The organism is Pseudomonas serbiensis (assembly GCF_030580745.1).
Lineage (GTDB): Bacteria > Pseudomonadota > Gammaproteobacteria > Pseudomonadales > Pseudomonadaceae > Aquipseudomonas > Aquipseudomonas serbiensis.
Map to the genome: position 1 here is coordinate 1 of NZ_JAUQOO010000011.1, position 18,295 is coordinate 18,295.

An 18,295-nucleotide genomic window follows, 5' to 3' on the forward strand; every position below is an offset into this window, starting at 1 on the left:
CATATAACACCCAAGCAATCTGCGAAGAGCGGATTGCGGTGTAGTGAAGATGACGAACCGAAAGTTTGCGCCACACACACAAATTACCGAAAGATCTATTACACACCCATTCGCTGGCACGTACTCAAGTACGCACCGGCTACCGAATTTCTTGACGACCATAGAGCATTGGAACCACCTGATCCCATCCCGAACTCAGTAGTGAAACGATGCATCGCCGATGGTAGTGTGGGGTTTCCCCATGTGAGAGTAGGTCATCGTCAAGATTCAAATTCAAAACCCCCGTCTGCGAAAGCAGGTGGGGGTTTTGTCTTTCAGGCGATGAAAAAACCACACATCCGCAGGACCGGATTTATCCGGGAAGAGGCCGCCCGTCTCGCGAATGAGTTCGCTCCTGCTCATTCGTCGGGACTGAAGTCCGTGTCTGGCGAATATCACGCGAGGGTGGCGCTCCGAAGCGGCGTGCGTACTCACGACTGAATTGCGAAACGCTTTCATAGCCGACACGCAATGCCGCGGTATTGGCGTCCAGTCGTTCCGTGAGCATCAGGCTGCGCGCAGCATGCAGACGCAGAGTCTTCTGATATTGCAATGGACTGGTGCCGGTGAGCTGGCGGAAGTTATGGTGCAGGGTCGAGCCAGCCATGCCTGCAATTTCTGCGAGTTCGGCAATGCGCAAAGGCTTGGCATAGTTACGTTTGAGCCAGTCGATGACCCTCACGATTCCGCGTGAACGATACCCTTCTCGTACTATCCAGCGTAACCAGTCTCCCGCTTCGCTGAGGAGCAGCCGGAGGCAGACTTCTCGCTTGACCAGTTCTGCCATGAGCGGAATTTCCTGAGGTCGATCCAGTAATCCCACCAGCCGGTTGAACACATCAATCAACTCCTCCGATGCTTGCCCGGCAGCGTAGCAGCGAGTCGGAGTAGCGCTGCTATCGATCACAGGCATGCTCTGGACAACATCGTGAAGAATCGCCATATCGAGTTTCAATACCAATGAGAGGTAAGGACGCTCGGCAGTGGCCTCTATGACTTTTGCGGTGGTGGGAATATCAATCGAGGTGACGAAAAAGTCGCCTGGCACGGACAACAACTCTTCATTGCCGAATACCGTGTGCTTGGTGCCCTGAACAATCAGCGCCATACAGGGTTCGTAGACGCAATAGGTCGGTAACCCCGGCGCCTCCATGCGATAGAAGGTCAGGCCGTGAATGGCACTGTGGTTAGCCTCTCTACCGGCAGTATGGGCCAGCAACCGCGAGGTAAGCCGCTTCAGACCATCGCCTTCCCGACCGGGACTGAGGGCAGATAACGCCAACGATTGATTCATGAACGTAACCCTGCAAAGACGAAGATTGCAGTGTGCGTAGAAGATGTCATCCGCTCAAGTGTGTCGGCAGGATTGTGCAAAAAGAGTATCGGATTGTGATCACTCCTCTCAAAAGTGCTCGTCTATCGTGAGGCTCTTCCTGTTGTTACCCACGAAATTGAGCAAGGAATCTGTGATGGATCGGCGTGATTTTCTCAGGCTGTCGGCAGGCGGGGCACTTGCGGCCACATTGTTGCCCATGACTGGTAATGCCCAGGCCTTGGCCAGCGTGCCATTTGGCGAACGCGGCAGTGTGCTGCCTACTCGGGGCAATGTGGTACGTACGGGGCTGCCTTCAAACCCGGCCCGGCATAACCTTCGTTACATGACCCCTTACCGCTTTGGCATGGGCGGGACGCAAATCGGTAACATTTTCGCCCCCATCAGCGATGAACAGGCCGCAGCCGTCTTGCAGTCGGCCTGGGATTCCGGCGTGCGACTGTTCGATACATCACCTTTCTATGGATTTGGTCTCAGCGAATATCGCCTCGGGCGTTTCCTGCATAACCGGAACCCGGATGACTATGTTGTTTCCACCAAGGTCGGGCGCGTGTTCAAGGCGGCTGGCAAGCCCGTTGGCGATAGCTCGATCTGGACCTCTCCCGCACCTTTTGAATACCGCTATGACTACACGGCAGCCGGAGCCAGACGTTCTGTCGAGGACAGCCTGCAAAGGCTTGGTCTTGCGCGTATCGACGTGGTTTTCATCCATGATCTGTCGCCCGACAACACTGAGTTGCAAGGCGGCTGGGAGGAGGCCTATCGGGTTGCCCGCAGTGGAGCCATGCGGGAACTGGAAAAAATGCGCGAAGAGGGCCTGATCAAGGCCTGGGGATTCGGAATCAACCGGCCTGATGCAGCCGTTCGCGCCGTGGAGCATGACGACCCTACGCCGGACATCGTCTTGCTGGCTTGCCAGTATTCGATTATCGATCACGAGCAGGCGCTTGACCGGACACTGCCAGCGTTGGCCAAAAAAGGCACCAGCGTGGTGATGGGGACTCCGCTCAATGACGGTTTCCTTGGAGGCGGTCGGCGTTTCAACTTTTCGACTGAATTGCCGCCGCTTGCTGTCGAGCGCCGAGCCAGGCTGGCTGCTATAGCCGATCGTCATGGCATCGACATGCGCACTGCTGCATTGCAGTTTGCTGCCGCGCACCCGCTGGTGTCGGCCATCGTGCCTGGCTCCCGCGTGCCGGGACAGATCGCCAGCAATGCCCAGTCCATGAAAGTCGCCATCCCGGCTGACTTCTGGGCCGAGCTCAAGCATGAACGCCTTATCGCCGGGCATGCCCCGGTTCCGACCTGACGCGAACATGATCTGCGCGCCGATGCTCCGCCATTCACTGTGCTGTGTTTATTAAATCTGGAGAGGCCCCATGCGAGACATCGCATCCATCTATCGTCGTGACGCACTGAAGTTGCTTGGCGTCGGTGCCGCTGCCTCGCTGGCGGGAACATTGCTGCCGTCATCACTGGCCAGTGCCGCCGTGCCTGCTGCGGCCTTGCCCCGTGGTTTGATTACCCGTCGCATACCCAGTACCGGAGAGGTTTTACCCGCCATCGGGCTGGGCACCTTCCTGACGTTTGACGTTATTGCAGGTGAGCCACGCGAGTTTGTCCGTCAAGTGTTGCAGGCATCCTGGGAGCAGGGCGTGCGCGCCATTGATACCTCGCCGCTGTATGGCACCGGGGAAGTCAGTGTGGGGGATTACGCCACGGCACTGGGGATCGGTGAGCAGCTTTTCATCGCCAACAAAATCTGGTCGACGGGGGACTTTCTGGCTGATGAAAGCCATGCACTGGCCAGTCTGAGACAGTCGGAAAGCCGCCTATGGCGAAAGCGTATCGATCTGATGCAATGCCATAGTCTGGTGAATGTCGAGGTTATCGCGCCGTATCTGAATGCCTGGAAGAAGGAAGGGTTGATTCGCTACACCGGCGTCACCCATTACCTGAACGACTATCTACAGGCGCTGCAAGGATGGGTGGAGAAAGGCGGGCTGGATTTCGTTCAGGTGCAATATTCGATTTTCAACCGCGCAGCCGAACAGCGAGTGTTGTCCGCTGCTGCCGACAAGGGCGTGGCGGTACTCACCAATATGCCATTCGAGAAAGCGCGTCTGTTCAAGCTGGTTGAGGGGCAAGAAGTACCGGCTTTTGCACGCGAAGCCGGCATTCGTAGCTGGTCGCATTATTTCCTCAAGTGGGTCATCTCGCACCCGGCAGTGACCTGTGCATTGCCGGCAACCAGCAATCCCGAGCATGCTCGCGAGAATGCCTTGGCGATGTATGGCGAGCTACCCGACAAGGCCCTGCGCGAGCGAATGGTGCGGCATGTCGAAGGGCTTCCTGGGTTTGGTGACCTGGCCAAAATGGCTCCTTATCCCGGCAAGCGTTATCCGGGAATCATTGCGCGGGCTCAAGGCGCGTTGCGCACTCGTTTGAGCGACGGTTAAGGCCAGGAGATAAGGGCGGCTGTACTTTGTGGGGATCATGGGGCGCGATACATACAGCGTTTGCCAAACGCCCCAAAACCCATAAGAATCGCCGCCCCTGTTTATTGCCTTACGGACGCAAGCCGAATCATGAATCACCTGCCCATTGCCAAAGAAGCCCTTATTGCTCAGGCCCAGGCTATCAGTCAGTTGGCAGACCGTCTGGATGGAGAGTTTCAGCGAGCCGTTGAACTCATCCTCGGTTGCAAAGGGCGTGCAGCCGTCTGTGGCATGGGCAAATCCGGCCTGATCGGCAAGAAGATGGTTGCCACCTTCGCCTCCACCGGCACGCCGAGTTTCTTCCTGCATCCGGCCGAAGCCTTTCATGGCGACCTGGGTATGCTCAAGCCTGTCGATGTTCTGATTCTGATCAGCTACAGCGGCGAGACCGAGGAAGTGGTCAAGCTGATCCCGAGCCTCAAGTCTTTTGGCAACCAGATCATTGCAATGACGGGCAACGGTAAATCCACGTTGGCCAGGCATGCAGACATCTGGCTGGATATCTCGGTCGACCGCGAGGTGTGCCCAAACAACCTGGCCCCTACAACCTCGACTCTGGCGACCATGGCCATGGGCGATGCACTGGCAGTAGCCTTGATCGAAGCCCTGCAATTCAAGCCGATGGATTTCGCCCGCTACCACCCCGGTGGAAGCCTGGGCCGCAAGCTGCTGACCCGCGTCAGCGATGTCATGCATTCGCCTGCTCCGCTGGTAAGCCCTGCGACCAGCTTTCACGATTGTCTGCTGATGATGACCCAAAGCCGCCTGGGGCTGGCATTGGTGGTGGAAGAGGGCGCTCTGGTCGGGATTGTCACTGACGGCGACCTGCGTCGCGCATTGCTTGAGAATCAGGGTGTGCTGGGTGAGAACGTGGCCAGCTTCATGACATCCAGCCCGCGGACCATCAAGGCAGATGCGCAGTTGTCCGAAGCCGAAGCCTGCATGATCGAAAACAAGATCCGTGCCCTGGCCGTTATCGACGGTAACAATGCCGTAGTGGGAGTGGTCGAGATCTTCGACTGATACTCAGGCCAGCCTCAGTTCTTGAACGCTGTCATTTCCTGCAAGAGCAGCGTCATGAGCCGGCTGGCGCCGACACTGAGCTGACGGCCCAGGCGGCTGATCAGATGAGTCTGGGGGCTGCTGAATACTTCGTGCTGTAACGGCAATGCCAGCAGTTTTCCGGCTTTCATTTCCTCTTCGATCACGAAGGTGGGCAGCATCGTGACTCCGCCATGCATGGCGAAGTGCTTGAGCATCGCAAAGGTATTGCACGTCAGTACGGGTTTCACTGACACGCCCAGTTGATGCTCGGCCTCCAGAAGAATCTGGCGGATGCCGTAGGACACGCCCGGCAGGGCCAACTGATAACGATCAAGGCCCTTGAGTTCGAGTGGGCCTTTCTCCTGGGCCAGTGGATGATTCGGGCCGGTCACCACGCAGACGGGCTGTCTCTGATGAGCGTGGGAGCGGATTTTCGGATCTGCGGCCGGATTGAACACCAGGCCGATATGCGCTTCATCCTCCACCACCTGGCGAATCACTTCATTACTGCCGCAGACGTTCACGATCAGTTCTATCTTGGGATAGAGCAACGAGAACTTTGCCAGCGGCTGCGCCAGGCTTTCAAGAAAACCTTCTCCCGAAACCAGCGTCACCGAGCCACTGTGCAACCCGCGCAAGGCCTGAATGGATTCAAGCAGGACTTCCTGCTGGGTGAGCCGTTGCCGGTAATACGCCAGCACCTTGTCGCCCGCTTCGGTAGGTTTGACGCCCCGGCGATGCCTTTCCAGCAGCGGTGAGCCCAGCTCCTGTTCCAGTTGGGCGATCTGGCGGCTGACGGCAGAAGGCGCGACGTTCAGGAAGTCAGCGGCAGCCCGGACACTGCCCAGGCGCACTGCTTCAAAGAAATAAAGAATCCGTCGATCCTGAACGAGGCTCATGATTTTACCTGTGTTGCGGTAAAGGCAACATAAATTCAATTTTTGGATTATTGCTGATAGGGGTGAGCGCTGTCCATACTCGATACATCAGCAAACGGGAGGGCTTATGACAGCTCTTTGGCAGAGTCTGCGCCAACAGGCGCAACAGCTTGGTGAACGTAATCCGGTACTTGCTCTGCATGCACATGACCGGATTCTGGCGCATTCGTCCTTCGAGTCTGCGCTGGCAGCCAATCTGGCCCACCAGCTACAGGACAAAGTGCCTGATGCCGACCTGCAGAGCTGGTTCACGGCCATCCTGCGGTCCAATCCGGCCATCGCCGAAGCAGCGGCTGCCGACATCAATCATCTGGTTATCGTCAATCCTGCCTGCCCCGATCATCTGACTGCATTTCTGACCTTTCGCGGCATCCAGGCCGTGCAGGCCTATCGCATTGCCCACTCGCTCTGGAACGACGGCGACATCCAGAGCGCCGTGCTGCTCCAGAACTGGGCAGCCAGCGCCTGGAGTATCGATATTCATCCCGCCGCCCGGCTTGGCAAAGCCCTGTTCGTCGATCACGGCATCGGGCTGGTGATTGGCGAGACCGCTGTGGTCGAGGATGAAGTCAGCCTCTGGCATGGCGTCACGCTGGGCAGCACCCTCAATGAAGCAGGGGATCGCCACCCCAAGATCCGTCGCGGCGCGCTGATCTGCGCAGGCGCGACCGTGCTGGGCAACATCGAGGTGGGCGAGCGCGCCATCGTGGCCGCCAATTCCGTTGTACTCAAACCCGTGTCTGCGGGCGTCGTGGTGGCCGGTGCGCCTGCCAGACCCGTCGGCACTGCACCGGCTTCACTCGCGACCTTCACGACAAAATCACAAGAATAATGCAGGGAAAGTTCATCTATGGCAGCCGTCGCTCAGTTTCCACAAGGTATCGATCATCCGCTGGTCACGGTGCGTGACCACGCCCATGCGTTGCAGCTCTATCGGAAAATGGGCTTCATGCCGTCCCCGGTCAGTTATCACCCATGGGGCAGCGTGACCTCGCTGATGATGTTTGAAAGCAACTTCATCGAACTGATCGGTATCGACGATCCGGCAAAGTTCGGCACCAACTCGGTCAACGGTTTCTGCTTTGGTCGCCAGTTGGGCGAGTTTCTGGACCGTGGCGAAGAGGGCGTTTCGCTGGTGGCCTTGCACAGCAAGGATGCGGACGCCGATCACGCGCGTCTGGTCGAGGCCGGCCTGCCGAGCCAGGGGCGTATCGATTTTCGCCGCAGCATGACGTTGCCTGACGGTCGCCCCGATGAAGCGGTTGTGTCCCTGGGATTGTTCATCGACCCTGCGCTGCCCGACGCCTCGAACTTTATCTGCCACCAGCACCGCCCCGAACTGATCTGGGTGCCGGGCTGGCAGAATCACTGCAATGCCGTGGACGGGATTTTCAGCGTGACTTACCTGGCTGATCCGGCAGAGCTGGAACCACGCTGGAAAGCCCTGTACGGCGACGCCGTCACCTACACCGGCAACATCCTGCAAGCCGATACCCGCTGCGGTCTGCTGCGAGCCATGGATGCTGCCACCGCTGCCCTTCAATACCCCGGCGTCAGGCTGCCCCACGCCGCCAGCGAGCGTGCCCATGCCATCGCCATCGGCCTGCATACCAAAAGCCTGGACACGGCGCGCTTCATCCTCGAACACAACGAAGTACCCCACGAATACGTGCCGGGCCGCGTCATGGTGCAACCCGAAGCGGCGGGCAACGTCATCCTTGAATTTGTACAAAACCTTTAACCGAGATACGAAACATGACTTTGAAAGTAGGTGTGATCGGATTGGGCAACATGGGCGGCGGCATGGCTGCCACCCTGGCGGGCAAAGGCTTTGATGTGAGCGGTTTCGACCTGTCTCAGGCCGCACTGGCGCAAGCCGAAAGCAAAGGCGTGAAGCCGGTTGCCGATCGCAAGCAACTGATTCAGGCGTCGGACATCCTGATCCTGTCGCTGCCCAAGGCCGAGCATGTCGAGTCGGTTTGTCTGGGCGAGGGCGGCATCATCGAGTTCGGGCGCAAGGGGCTGGTTGTCGTCGACACCACCACCTCAACCCCGGAAATGAGCCGCAAGGTGGCTGCCGAACTGTTGAAAACCGGCGTGGCCTTTATCGATGCCCCGGTTTCCGGCGGCCCGAAAGGCGCAGCGACCGGCACCATGTCCATGGTGATCGGTGCTCAGGACGATGACCTGGCCCGTGCCATGCCGGTGCTTGAAGGCATGAGCGGCACCCGCGTTCACGTTGGGCAATGTGGTGCTGGCAACGTCGCCAAGATCGCCAACAACATGCTGGCAGCCTGTCACCTGATCAGCACCGCCGAAGCGGTTGCCATGGCGGCCAGGGCCGGTGTCGATCCGGAAAAACTGCTGCAAGGCCTCAACGCCGGTTCTGGCCGCAGCGGCGCTACACAAGTCATGTTTCCGACCTGGGTTCTCAACAAAGCCTACGACTCCGGTTTCACCATGGGCCTGATGCGCAAGGATGTCGGCCTTGCCAGTGATCTGGCGGACAGCCTGGACATGGAGCTGCCGCTGTCACGTGTGGTCGCACAACTGTGGAAAGCCAGCAGCGAAACCCTGGCAGATAACGAAGACTTCTGCGCAATCGTGCAGCGTACCGATGCCCAACTTTATGGCCGTGGAGAGTAACCGATGAGCACTGCAAAAATCCTTGATCTGCTGCGTCCTTACTGGGGCGATCGCAGTGTCATTGCCAGCTACGTCGGTGGCGAATTCGTCGAAGGCCACGGTGCTCCGGTAGAAGTGCGCAATGCCCATGACGACAGCGTGTTGCTGACCTTCCCCGATGCCGATGAGTCCCTGGTCGAACTGGCCGACAAGGCCGCAAAGACCGCTCAGGCTCAATGGTGGGCACTGACCGCTCAGGCCCGTGGCCGAGCCATGTACCAGATCGGTTCGCTGATTCGCGAAGAGCAGGAAAACCTGGCGCAGATCGAATCCCTGACCGCCAACAAGCCGATTCGCGATGCTCGTGTCGAAGTGCTCAAAGTGGCCGAGATGTTCGAGTACTACGCCGGCTGGGCTGACAAGCTGCATGGCGAGATCATTCCGGTTCCGACCACGCACCTGAACTACGTGACCTACGAGCCGCTGGGCACCGTATTGCAGATCACACCCTGGAACGCGCCGATTTTCACCTGCGGCTGGCAGATCGCGCCTGCGATTGCTGCCGGTAACGCGGTCATTCTCAAACCGTCTGAACTGACGCCCCTCAGCTCGCTGATGATCGGTGTGCTGATCGAGCGTGCCGGAGTGCCGAAAGGTCTGGTCAACGTCATCGCCGGCTTTGGTCACTCCATTGGCCAAGCCTTTATCGCCAAGGCCGATATTCGCAAGGTGGTGTTCGTGGGCTCGCCTGCAACCGGTCGCCATATCGCCGTTGCCGCTGCTCAGCGTTGCATTCCGGCAGTGCTGGAATTGGGTGGCAAGTCGGCCAATATCGTGTTTGAAGATGCCGACCTGGAAGTCGCCTTGCGCGGCGCTCAGGCAGCGATTTTTTCCGGTGCCGGGCAAAGCTGTGTATCCGGCTCGCGCCTGCTGGTGCAGGAATCGATCTTTGAAAAATTCACCAATGCCCTGGCCGTGGCCGCCACGCAGTTCAAGGTCGGCGACCCGAGCGACCCTGAAACCCAGATCGGCCCGATCAACAACGCCAAGCAATACAACCATGTGAAAACCATGGTCGAAGGCGCACTGAAAGACGGCGCGAAGCTGGTTGGCAAAGATGCCGACCCGATCCCGAGCAAATCGGGTTACTACGTTAATCCGACAGTACTGGCTGGCACCAACGACCTGTATTGCGCCCAGGAAGAAATCTTCGGGCCGGTGGTCGTGGCGATTCCGTTCAAGGACGAAGAAGACGCCATCCGCATCGCCAACGACAGCCGCTTCGGCCTGGCCGGTGGCGTCTGGACTCGTGATGTCGGCCGTGCTCATCGCGTTGCCAAACAGGTGCGCGCCGGGACCTTCTGGGTCAACGGCTACAAGACCATTCACGTCAGCTCGCCGTTCGGTGGTTACGGTGAAAGCGGTTATGGCCGTTCCTCGGGCCTTGATGCGCTGCGTGAGTACAGCGAAGTGAAAAGTGTCTGGGTTGAAACCGCCGCCAAGCCTGCCGCAAGCTTTGGTTATGGCGCGAGTCTGGAGTAACAGTGATGAAAATTTCCAAAGCCCTGATCGATCAGGCCACGGTCTGGCGCCGCACCATCCACGCGGCCCCCGAGCTGGGTTTCCAGGAGCTGCAAACCTCCGATAAAGTGGCTCGTCTGTTGACCAGCTTCGGCGTCGAGGTCCATCGCGGCCTCGGCGGCACGGGTGTCGTCGGCACTCTGCGCAACGGCGACGGCCCGGTGATCGGCATTCGTGCCGACATGGACGCGCTGCCGATCCAGGAGCTGGGTGACACCGCGCACAAGTCGGTACACAAAGGCTGCATGCATGCCTGCGGTCACGATGGCCACACCGCGATTCTGCTGGCGACTGCCCGTCACCTGTCCGAAACCCGCAAATTCCGTGGCACGGTACATTTTGTCTTCCAGCCAGCCGAAGAGAACCTGGGTGGCGCCCAGCGCATGATCGAGGACGGCCTGTTCGAGCAGTTCCCGATGGATGCGATCTACGGGCTGCATAACTGGCCGGGCGTTCCGGCAGGTAATGTCGTGATCAATCCTGGTCCGATGATGGCTTCGCTGGATACTTTCGAGATCACCCTGACCGGCAAAGGCAGCCATGCTGCCATGCCGGACAAGGGCACAGACCCGATCGTGGCGGCTGCCGAACTGGTATTAGGCCTGCAAACCATCGTGTCGCGGCGTCTTTCGCCGCTGGATTCGGCGGTGGTCAGCATCACCCAGTTCAATGCCGGTGAAGCGATCAACGTCATCCCGGAAACAGCCGTGTTGCGCGGTACGGTGCGTTGTTTGCAGACGCCGGTGCGGGCCAAGGTCCAGCAACTGATCGGCGAATTCGTCGAGCGTTTGCCGGTGGCTTTCGGAGTGCGTGGCGAGCTGGTCTATAACGTCGGTTACCCGGTCACCGAGAACCATGTCGAAGCAGCGGCCACGATTCGTCAGGCGGCTGTTGCGGCGGTGGGCGAAGCCAATGTGCAATGGGGCTGCAATCCATCGATGGCGTCCGAAGACTTCGCTTTCATGCTGCATGCCTGCCCGGGCGCGTATGTCTGGCTGGGCGTGGACGGAGAGAAACCTTCCGCCGCACTGCATAACCCGTATTACGACTTCAACGATCAGGTGATCGAGCCTGGCGTTGCGGTATGGACGGCGTTGGTGGAGCAGTGTTTGCCGGTGAGTTGATTATTTTCATGTATCTGTCGCGGCCAAGGCCCCTCCCACAATTTCAGTGGGAGGGGCCTTGGCCGCGACTATAGCAATCAGCATTCCACCAGATTCACCGCCAGCCCGCCGCGTGAGGTCTCCTTGTACTTGTCGTGCATGTCGGCACCGGTATCGCGCATGGTGCGGATGGCGTGATCCAGTGAGATGAAGTGCTCGCCATCACCGCGCAGTGCCATTTGCGCGGCATTGATTGCCTTGACGGCGGCAATGGCGTTGCGCTCGATGCAAGGCACTTGCACCAACCCGCCCACCGGGTCGCAAGTCAGGCCAAGGTTGTGCTCCAGGCCGATTTCCGCGGCGTTTTCCACTTGCTCGGGTGACGCTCCGATAATCTCGGCAAGGCCGGCTGCGGCCATGGCGCAGGCGGATCCGACTTCGCCCTGGCAGCCCACTTCCGCGCCCGAGATGGATGCGTTTTTCTTGCACAGAATGCCCACGGCAGCGGCGCTGAGGAAGAAACGCACCACGTCGTCTTCATTGGCTGCCGGGTTGAACTTCATGAAGTAATGCAACACCGCAGGCACGATACCCGCTGCGCCATTGGTGGGTGCAGTCACCATGCGGCCACCGGCGGCGTTTTCTTCGTTGACCGCCAGCGCGAAAAGGTTGACCCACTCCATGGCGCTGAGGGTCGAGCCGATCACGTTGGGGTTGTCCAGGTTCTGCAGGTTCTGATGCAGGCGGTGGGCACGACGACGGACTTTCAGGCCGCCGGGCAGAATCCCGGTTTCGTTCAGGCCTTTGTTGACGCAATCACGCATCGCTTCCCAGATGACCAGAATCTTCTCGCGGATTTCCTCTTCGCTACGCCAGGCCTTTTCGTTGGCCATCATCAGGCCGGAAATGCTCAGGCCATGGGTCTTGCACAGCTTGAGCAATTCGGCGCCGCTGGAAAAGTCATAAGGCAGGACCGTGTCATCGTTGTCCAGCACGCCACTGGCAGCTTGCGCGGCGTCGATCACAAAGCCGCCACCGACCGAATAGTAAGTCTGCTCGTACAGCTCGCCGGTCGCGCCATAAGCGCACAGCGTCATGCCGTTGGGGTGATAAGGCAGGCTTTCGTCCAGCAGGCACATGTCGCGCTGCCAGAGGAACTTGATTTCCCGCTCGCCAGCCAGCAGCAACTGGCCGTTTTCCAGCAGGGCGTCGATGCGTTGATTGACCTGGCTCGGGTCGATCCGGTCTGGCCATTCGCCGAGTAAACCCATGACAGTGGCACGATCGCTGCCATGACCTATGCCGGTTGCCGAAAGAGAACCGTACAATCGCACTTCGATCCGTTCTACGCTATGCAACTGGTTGCGGTTGCGTAGATCAGTCACAAACAGCGCCCCGGCCCGCATCGGTCCTACGGTGTGCGAACTGGAAGGGCCAATGCCGATTTTGAACATGTCGAAGACGCTAATAGCCATCACGGAGGTCCTGCAAATGAGTTTCCATGGGAGTCATGGGCTCCCTGTTCATGGCTCTCATAGTTGGCTCGGGGCCTCCAAACGACAAACGATTGTTCCTATGCAACGCTTTAGCGGAACTCTTCAATGAGCAGAATTTTCAATGCGCAGATGCACGCCTGGTTACAAGTGTTCGCCTGTGCGGCCAGGCACCTTTCCTTCACCCGTTGTGCCGAAGAGCTGCATGTAACGCCCGGTGCCATCAGCCAGCAGATGCGTCAGCTCGAAGAGCGTCTGGGCTTTGCCCTGTTTCATCGGGTCGGGCGCGGGCTTGAACTGACCGCCGAAGGGCAGCGGCTGGCGCTGGTGGCCAATGAAGTGCAGAGCCGTATCAGCGATGAACTGCGCCTGCTGCATTCCGGGCGGATCGGCGGCGTGTTCAAGCTGCGTTGCATCCCTTCGTTTCTCGGCAAATGGCTGATGCCAAGGCTGCCGCGTCTGCAGGAAGCCTTTCCCGATATCCAGTTGCGGATCATTGCCGAAGACAGCAGCGGTTCGCTGCGAGATGACGACTTCGACCTGGCCATCGATCTCAACGACGGCAGCTATCCGGGGTTGATGACCACGCCCTTGCTGGAAGAAGAGTTATTCCCTGTGTGCTCGCCAGCGCTGCTGGAAGGCAAGCCGCCTCTGGATACTCCGAGCCAGTTGGTACACTTCCCGCTGCTCCACGACATCACGGCCTGGCGTGGCAGCTATGAATACGCCGAGTGGGAGTTTTACCTGGCGGCCATCGGTGCGGCCGGGATCGATGTACGGCGCGGCCATACCTTCAACCGCAATCACCTGACCATCGATGCTGCAAGAATGGGCATGGGCGTGGCCATTGCCCGCAAGACGCTGATTACCGACGAATTGGAGCAGGGCTCGCTGATCGTGCCTTTCGGGCATCCGATCAAGGCCAAGAAAAAGTACGTACTGGCTTATCGTGAGGGGGCGTTGAGTACGCCGTCCCGCCGTGCGGTGCACGACTGGCTGGTCAGCGAAGCGACACAGGACAAATGAAAAGGGCGCGTCAATCGACGCGCCCTTTTCATATCCGCTCAGCAGAGATCAATGGAACATTTCAGCGATCAGTACTGCGCCGATGAAAGTGCCGAAGTTGGCGAGGAACGATACCAGCACGATCCTCCAGCCCAGGCGGCGGAAAGCCGGCAGGTCCTTGGCAATCGACAGACCGGCGAAGGTCAGCATGGGGGTAATCACGGCGAGCATGTTGATCGAGCTGGTCAGCCTGGAGATTTCCGCTGCGAACGGGCAGGCAGGCGAGGTCAGGAACATCGCCACCAGCGACACCATGCACACGGCCGGGATCTTGCGGCGCAGCAGGTTGCACAGCACTTCACCCGCAAAGGCACAGAAGATCATGATGCCCATGCCGGTCAGGGCATCGGTGGACAGGGTCTTGTAACCGACATAGTTGGCGATCAGCGCCAGCGCACCTGCTGCCAGCCACGCGCTGACCTTACCGGCCCAGCTCAGCTCTGGGACTTCCAGAGAGACGTCCTTGCTGCTGATGTTTTCGCTGGTAATGGACGCCTTGGTGGTACGGCCGATCAGCGGCTCCAGCACTCGATAGCCCCAGACCGCCAGCGGCAAGGAGATGAACAGGGTGAAGTAAGTGCCGATGGTGGTGGTGATCAGGTTGGAGGCTGCCGCCAGCGTCATGACTTCCTTGGCGACTTCCGGCGTCTGCTGCGCGGCGATGGCACCGGCTGCGGCGGCCATCATGCTGCCTGAACCAATGCCCGAGCCCATGGCCAGAGAGTTGGGGTGGAAGATGCCGAGGCTGGTGATGAAACCGGCCACGATGGCAATGAACAGGGCGCCGAACAACGTACCGGTCAGGTATTCGGCCAGTACGCCGCGGCCTTCCGGAGAATCCATGCCATAGCGTTCACCGATGATCGCCAGGCTCGGCTCACGGCCGACGGAGAAGGTTGCACCGATGGCTTCACGCTTGATGCCCAGCATCAGCGCGACAGGCAGGCCGAGGATCACAGTGCCGACGAAATGGCCGAACTCCTGGAACAGCAGCGCCCAGCCAGAGGCGAAGACCACAGGCAGCGAACCGCCGACCACCAGACCAAGCTTGGCGATAAAGATCAGCAGGGCGGGTTGCAGGATGGAGGCCGAGCGCAATTGTGTGGCGTGGTCGACACCGATGGTGCCTGGCATCCGGCGGCTGGCGATACCGATCACCGCACCCAGCACCAGTGCCCAGACCATGGGCAGCAAGACGACTTTGCCAGGACCGAGAGGGATGCTGATGGCACCGATCAGCTCGGCGGCGATAAGGATTATCGCGGCCCAGGTATACAGTTTTACAGTGGCTGAGACAGCCTGCTTGTCGCCCGTCACTGCGGCCTGTGAGTGTTGCATGATGATCCCCTTGCCTGCTGAATGACCTTTAAGAGGCCTTATCAATCGTTGTTGTGCTTTTCAGGTGGGCGCGTTGTGGCGCCCGGGGCAGCTTTAAAAGTCCATGGAGCCCATGGAAGCCCTTGTGGGGCTGAATATTCTTGTAAGGCCGCGGAGTGATATCGGCCCAGGCTGCTGTGAACCTTTGGGTGCGAGTATGCAGAGCAGCATGCTGCACACCAATATTGCGAACTTTATTTATCGTTGCCTTAAAGTGAACACAGAAAGTAGGGTTTTCAGGATGCCCAGGCGGGGGGAATGCCGATCAGTTCAGGTCATAAATCACTTTGTGGGAGGCAGCTTGCTGGCGACTTCATACAGACGCAGAATATCTGTCAGTTTTCAGGCCTTTTCGCCAGCAAGTTTCGTTTGTGCCTTAATTGTTACTACACCTCGGCGTATGGAAGTTACAGCCCCAGCGCCTCCAGTGACCGGCGCTGGGTATCGGCATACAGTTTCAATTCATTGATGGTCTGACGTCCCAAGGCTTTCTGGAATTCGTCCTGATTGGAGCTGGTCGCGTAATGCGACTGTGAGTCGTCGCCCAGGTTGGACTGGAAGATGCCCGCGGCGCTGACCGGCAGAAAGTCTTCATACACCAGTGGCTCGAAACGAATATGCCCGGCCTTTATCTGTTGTTCCAGATCGCCGGGCTGTGAGCCGTTCTGGCGGGCGGCGATGCCTTGTTCGGTGGGGAAATAGCGGAAGTAGGCCAGATCCTGATCGCGCATTTCCTGATAGCTGTCGGGGAAGGCCTGGAAGGTTTTCTCCAGCAATCGGGCATAACGCACCGAGTTGGCTTCGTTGGGGAACTCGCCCAGTTCGTCGCGGGCCGCATTCAGCAACTGGTCGTAGAGTGCCCGGCCTTTGGGTGTCAGTGCTGCGCCGCGCTGTTCTATTTCACCGAAGCGGGCCGAATGGCTGCCGGACTCGCCGCTGAAAGTGATGGCTTCTTCCAGTGCCTTGAAGCTGGTCTGGCGCAGCAGAATCGGGCATTGGCGACGGGGCGGGCCTTCCACCACGGCTTTGGGTGTGATGCCTTTGCCAGGCATGCCAGCCTGAACGGCATCGATATCCAGCGTGCGCGGGGTGAGGTGGTTGATATGCGGGCCTCTGAAGGCGACGACGTCGGCAATCAGGCGATGCTGGGCATTGAGCTGTTTGTAGTCCTGTAGCGAAACCGTTGCGGTGTTGTGCCAGCGGAAGGTTTCCAGCGCCTCTTGTACGAATTCGCTCGCGTCCGACTCGTTCAGGCCGCCTTGCTGTTCGTGCTTTTCAATCAGCGCCAATGCTCTGGGTGTGAAGATCATCCGCTGGGCCAGAACCTCTGCGGCAAACGTGCGCAGCTTATCGTTTTCGATCAGCTCAAGGCGCAGCAGCGAGGTGAACACGCGGAACGGGCTGACTTGCAACGACTGCTCGTGTACCGCCCGAAACGCGGTGGAGTGAACCGGCACACCGGCAGGCGTCAGGTCGTAATAACCCACAGGCTCCATGCCCATGACCGCGAACAGGCGGGCGAGGGTTGCCAGTTCCAGTGCCGTACCGACACGAATGGCGCCATGGCGCTCCATGTCCAGGCGCTGGATTTCGCCCGTCTGCTTCAGGCTCTCCAGAATTCTGGGCTGATGGGTCATGACTCCGTCGTTGACCTCGGAAACCAGCTCCATCAAGGTGCCGTAGAGCGGGACTTCGGTCTTGTACATCTGCGACATGGCGCGGGAAAAGCTGGCTCGAATGTCATCACGGTTTGCAAAGGTTGCAGTGCTCATCTGGATCGTTTCTCCGCACAAATTCCAGTTCAGTCGAGGGCAGCCAGGCAGCGCTCGAAAATATCCAGCCCTTCATTCAAGACTTCCGGCTCGATGGTCAAGGGCGCCAGCAGGCGAATGATGTGCCGTGACTTGCCGCTCGGCATCAGCAACAACCCGGCATCTCTGGCCAGTTGCAGCAGTTGCGCCAGTTGCTGGGTGCCCGGTGCGCCTTCGGGGGTGATCAGTTCAATGCCACGCATGGCGCCGACGCCGGTCAGCCTGCCCAGATAAGGCGACAGCTTTTGCTCCTGCCAGGAACGGTAGCGGCTGAGGATGATGTTTTCCTGTGTTTCGCCCCAGCGAGACAGGTTTTCATCGGTCATTTGCGCCAACGACGCCAGCCCGGCCGCGCAGGCGATGGGGTTTCCGGAATAGGTGCCGCCCAGTCCGCCTTTGGGCAGGGTGTCGAGCAACTGCTTGCGGCCCACCACTGCGCCCAGCGGTATGCCGCCAGCGATACTTTTGCCGAGCAGAATCAGGTCCGGCTCGATCCCCAGGCGGCTGAATGCGAAGCGCTGACCGGTGCGACCGAAGCCGGACTGGATCTCGTCGGCAATCAACACAATGCCCTTGTCATCGCAGAACGCGCGCAGCGCCTGAGCGAACTCGGGCTCCATGGGCAGGAATCCACCTTCGCCCTGAACCGCTTCAAAGATAAAGCAGGCCACGTCGCTGACATCGAGTTCGACACTGAACAGACGCTCCATGGCCTTCAGCGCTTCGGCGGTGGTGACGCCCGTATCCTTGCTCGGAAAGGGGATGTGATAAACGGTGCCGGGCAGTACGCCGATACGCTGTTTGTATGGGGCGACCTTGCCGTTGAGGTTCAGGGTCGCCAGGGTGCGGCCATGAAAGGCGCCATCGAAGGCAATGACCGCCGTACGACCGGTGGCACTGCGCACGATCTTCAAGGCGTTTTCCGCCGCCTCGGCGCCGCTGTTGGTGAGCATGCCGCTTAAGGGATAGCTGACCGGCACAAACCGCTCAAGCGTGTTCATGAACTGAATGTACGGATCATGGGGCGTGGCGTTGAAGGCGTAGTGGGTGAGCTTTTCGGCCTGTTCCTGAATGGCCTTGACCACCAGCGGGTTGCAGTGGCCCAGGTTCAGCACGCCAATGCCGCCGACAAAGTCGATATAACGCTTGCCGTTCGTGTCCCAGACTTCGGCGTTCTTGCCGTGGGAAAGGGTGACAGGGTGAACGAATGAAATGGACGCGCTGATATTTTCGTTGCTCACTGGAAACGCTCCGGCAACCAATCACGGCGGGTTCTATGGACGGTGTTCGATGGCATACGCAAAGACATGGGGGCATCCTGCTGTGTTTAACGTTGCGTCTATCTAAACGAACAACGGACATGCCCCGCAAACGAAATAAAATCGCCG

General features: G+C 59.1%; 15 protein-coding genes and 1 rRNA gene. 10 read left to right on the forward strand and 6 right to left on the reverse strand.

Annotation, left to right across the window (positions count from 1 at the left end; genetic code table 11):
• The first annotated feature begins 150 nt into the window (after positions 1-150).
• A 5S ribosomal RNA gene (gene rrf / locus Q6A51_RS15270) occupies positions 151-266 on the forward strand.
• A gap of 86 nt (positions 267-352) precedes the next feature.
• Here the strand turns inward: rrf and Q6A51_RS15275 are convergent.
• The gene (locus tag Q6A51_RS15275) at positions 353-1,333 is read right to left on the reverse strand and encodes an AraC family transcriptional regulator (protein WP_201019884.1); all 981 of its coding nucleotides are present in this window, start codon (positions 1,331-1,333) and stop codon (positions 353-355) included.
• A 175-nt stretch (positions 1,334-1,508) separates the two neighbouring features.
• Between Q6A51_RS15275 and Q6A51_RS15280 the strand changes: the two genes are divergently transcribed.
• From Q6A51_RS15280 to Q6A51_RS15290, 3 genes are all read left to right on the forward strand, one after another.
• Positions 1,509-2,681, forward strand: coding sequence for an aldo/keto reductase (locus Q6A51_RS15280; RefSeq protein WP_201019883.1), 1,173 nt, complete (start codon positions 1,509-1,511; stop codon positions 2,679-2,681).
• A gap of 70 nt (positions 2,682-2,751) precedes the next feature.
• Positions 2,752-3,831 (forward strand): aldo/keto reductase, encoded by a 1,080-nt coding sequence (locus Q6A51_RS15285; protein ID WP_304575159.1) that lies wholly within the window; start codon positions 2,752-2,754, stop codon positions 3,829-3,831.
• Between the two features lie 129 nt (positions 3,832-3,960).
• Positions 3,961-4,893: a KpsF/GutQ family sugar-phosphate isomerase gene (locus tag Q6A51_RS15290; RefSeq protein ID WP_304575160.1), complete on the forward strand. Its 933-nt coding sequence runs from the start codon at positions 3,961-3,963 to the stop codon at positions 4,891-4,893.
• Between the two features lie 14 nt (positions 4,894-4,907).
• Here Q6A51_RS15290 and Q6A51_RS15295 read toward each other — a convergent pair whose 3' ends face one another.
• A complete protein-coding gene (locus Q6A51_RS15295; protein ID WP_304575161.1) occupies positions 4,908-5,813 on the reverse strand; it encodes a LysR family transcriptional regulator in 906 nt (301 codons plus the stop codon).
• 106 nt (positions 5,814-5,919) lie between these two features.
• On the opposite strand from Q6A51_RS15295, the gene epsC reads away from it, so the two are divergent.
• From epsC to Q6A51_RS15320, 5 genes are read left to right on the forward strand one after another with little or no spacing between them, the layout of a single operon-like run.
• Positions 5,920-6,684, forward strand: a complete 765-nt coding sequence (gene epsC, locus Q6A51_RS15300) for a serine O-acetyltransferase EpsC (protein ID WP_304575162.1) — start codon at positions 5,920-5,922, stop codon at positions 6,682-6,684.
• Positions 6,685-6,702: 18 nt separating this feature from the next.
• On the forward strand, positions 6,703-7,593 hold the full coding sequence (locus Q6A51_RS15305) for a VOC family protein (protein ID WP_200994287.1): 891 nt from the start codon (positions 6,703-6,705) through the stop codon (positions 7,591-7,593).
• A 14-nt stretch (positions 7,594-7,607) separates the two neighbouring features.
• A complete protein-coding gene (locus tag Q6A51_RS15310) occupies positions 7,608-8,498 on the forward strand; it encodes an NAD(P)-dependent oxidoreductase (protein ID WP_304575163.1) in 891 nt (296 codons plus the stop codon).
• Between the two features lie 3 nt (positions 8,499-8,501).
• Positions 8,502-10,019: an aldehyde dehydrogenase family protein gene (locus tag Q6A51_RS15315; protein ID WP_304575164.1), complete on the forward strand. Its 1,518-nt coding sequence runs from the start codon at positions 8,502-8,504 to the stop codon at positions 10,017-10,019.
• A 5-nt stretch (positions 10,020-10,024) separates the two neighbouring features.
• On the forward strand, positions 10,025-11,182 hold the full coding sequence (locus tag Q6A51_RS15320; protein ID WP_304575165.1) for a M20 aminoacylase family protein: 1,158 nt from the start codon (positions 10,025-10,027) through the stop codon (positions 11,180-11,182).
• 77 nt (positions 11,183-11,259) lie between these two features.
• On the opposite strand, the gene Q6A51_RS15325 is transcribed toward Q6A51_RS15320, so the two are convergent.
• Positions 11,260-12,636 carry an L-serine ammonia-lyase gene (locus Q6A51_RS15325; protein WP_201004548.1) on the reverse strand — a complete coding sequence of 459 codons (1,377 nt, stop codon included), beginning with the start codon at positions 12,634-12,636 and terminating at the stop codon, positions 11,260-11,262.
• A gap of 126 nt (positions 12,637-12,762) precedes the next feature.
• Between Q6A51_RS15325 and Q6A51_RS15330 the strand changes: the two genes are divergently transcribed.
• Positions 12,763-13,680 (forward strand): LysR substrate-binding domain-containing protein, encoded by a 918-nt coding sequence (locus Q6A51_RS15330; protein WP_201004546.1) that lies wholly within the window; start codon positions 12,763-12,765, stop codon positions 13,678-13,680.
• Between the two features lie 48 nt (positions 13,681-13,728).
• On the opposite strand, the gene Q6A51_RS15335 is transcribed toward Q6A51_RS15330, so the two are convergent.
• From Q6A51_RS15335 to Q6A51_RS15345, 3 genes are all read right to left on the reverse strand, one after another.
• Positions 13,729-15,057 carry a DUF3100 domain-containing protein gene (locus Q6A51_RS15335; RefSeq protein WP_201004544.1) on the reverse strand — a complete coding sequence of 443 codons (1,329 nt, stop codon included), beginning with the start codon at positions 15,055-15,057 and terminating at the stop codon, positions 13,729-13,731.
• Between the two features lie 446 nt (positions 15,058-15,503).
• Positions 15,504-16,868 (reverse strand): 2-oxoadipate dioxygenase/decarboxylase HglS, encoded by a 1,365-nt coding sequence (gene hglS / locus Q6A51_RS15340; protein WP_304575166.1) that lies wholly within the window; start codon positions 16,866-16,868, stop codon positions 15,504-15,506.
• 29 nt (positions 16,869-16,897) lie between these two features.
• A complete protein-coding gene (locus tag Q6A51_RS15345) occupies positions 16,898-18,148 on the reverse strand; it encodes a 2-aminoadipate transaminase (RefSeq protein WP_304575167.1) in 1,251 nt (416 codons plus the stop codon).
• Positions 18,149-18,295 lie beyond the last annotated feature (147 nt).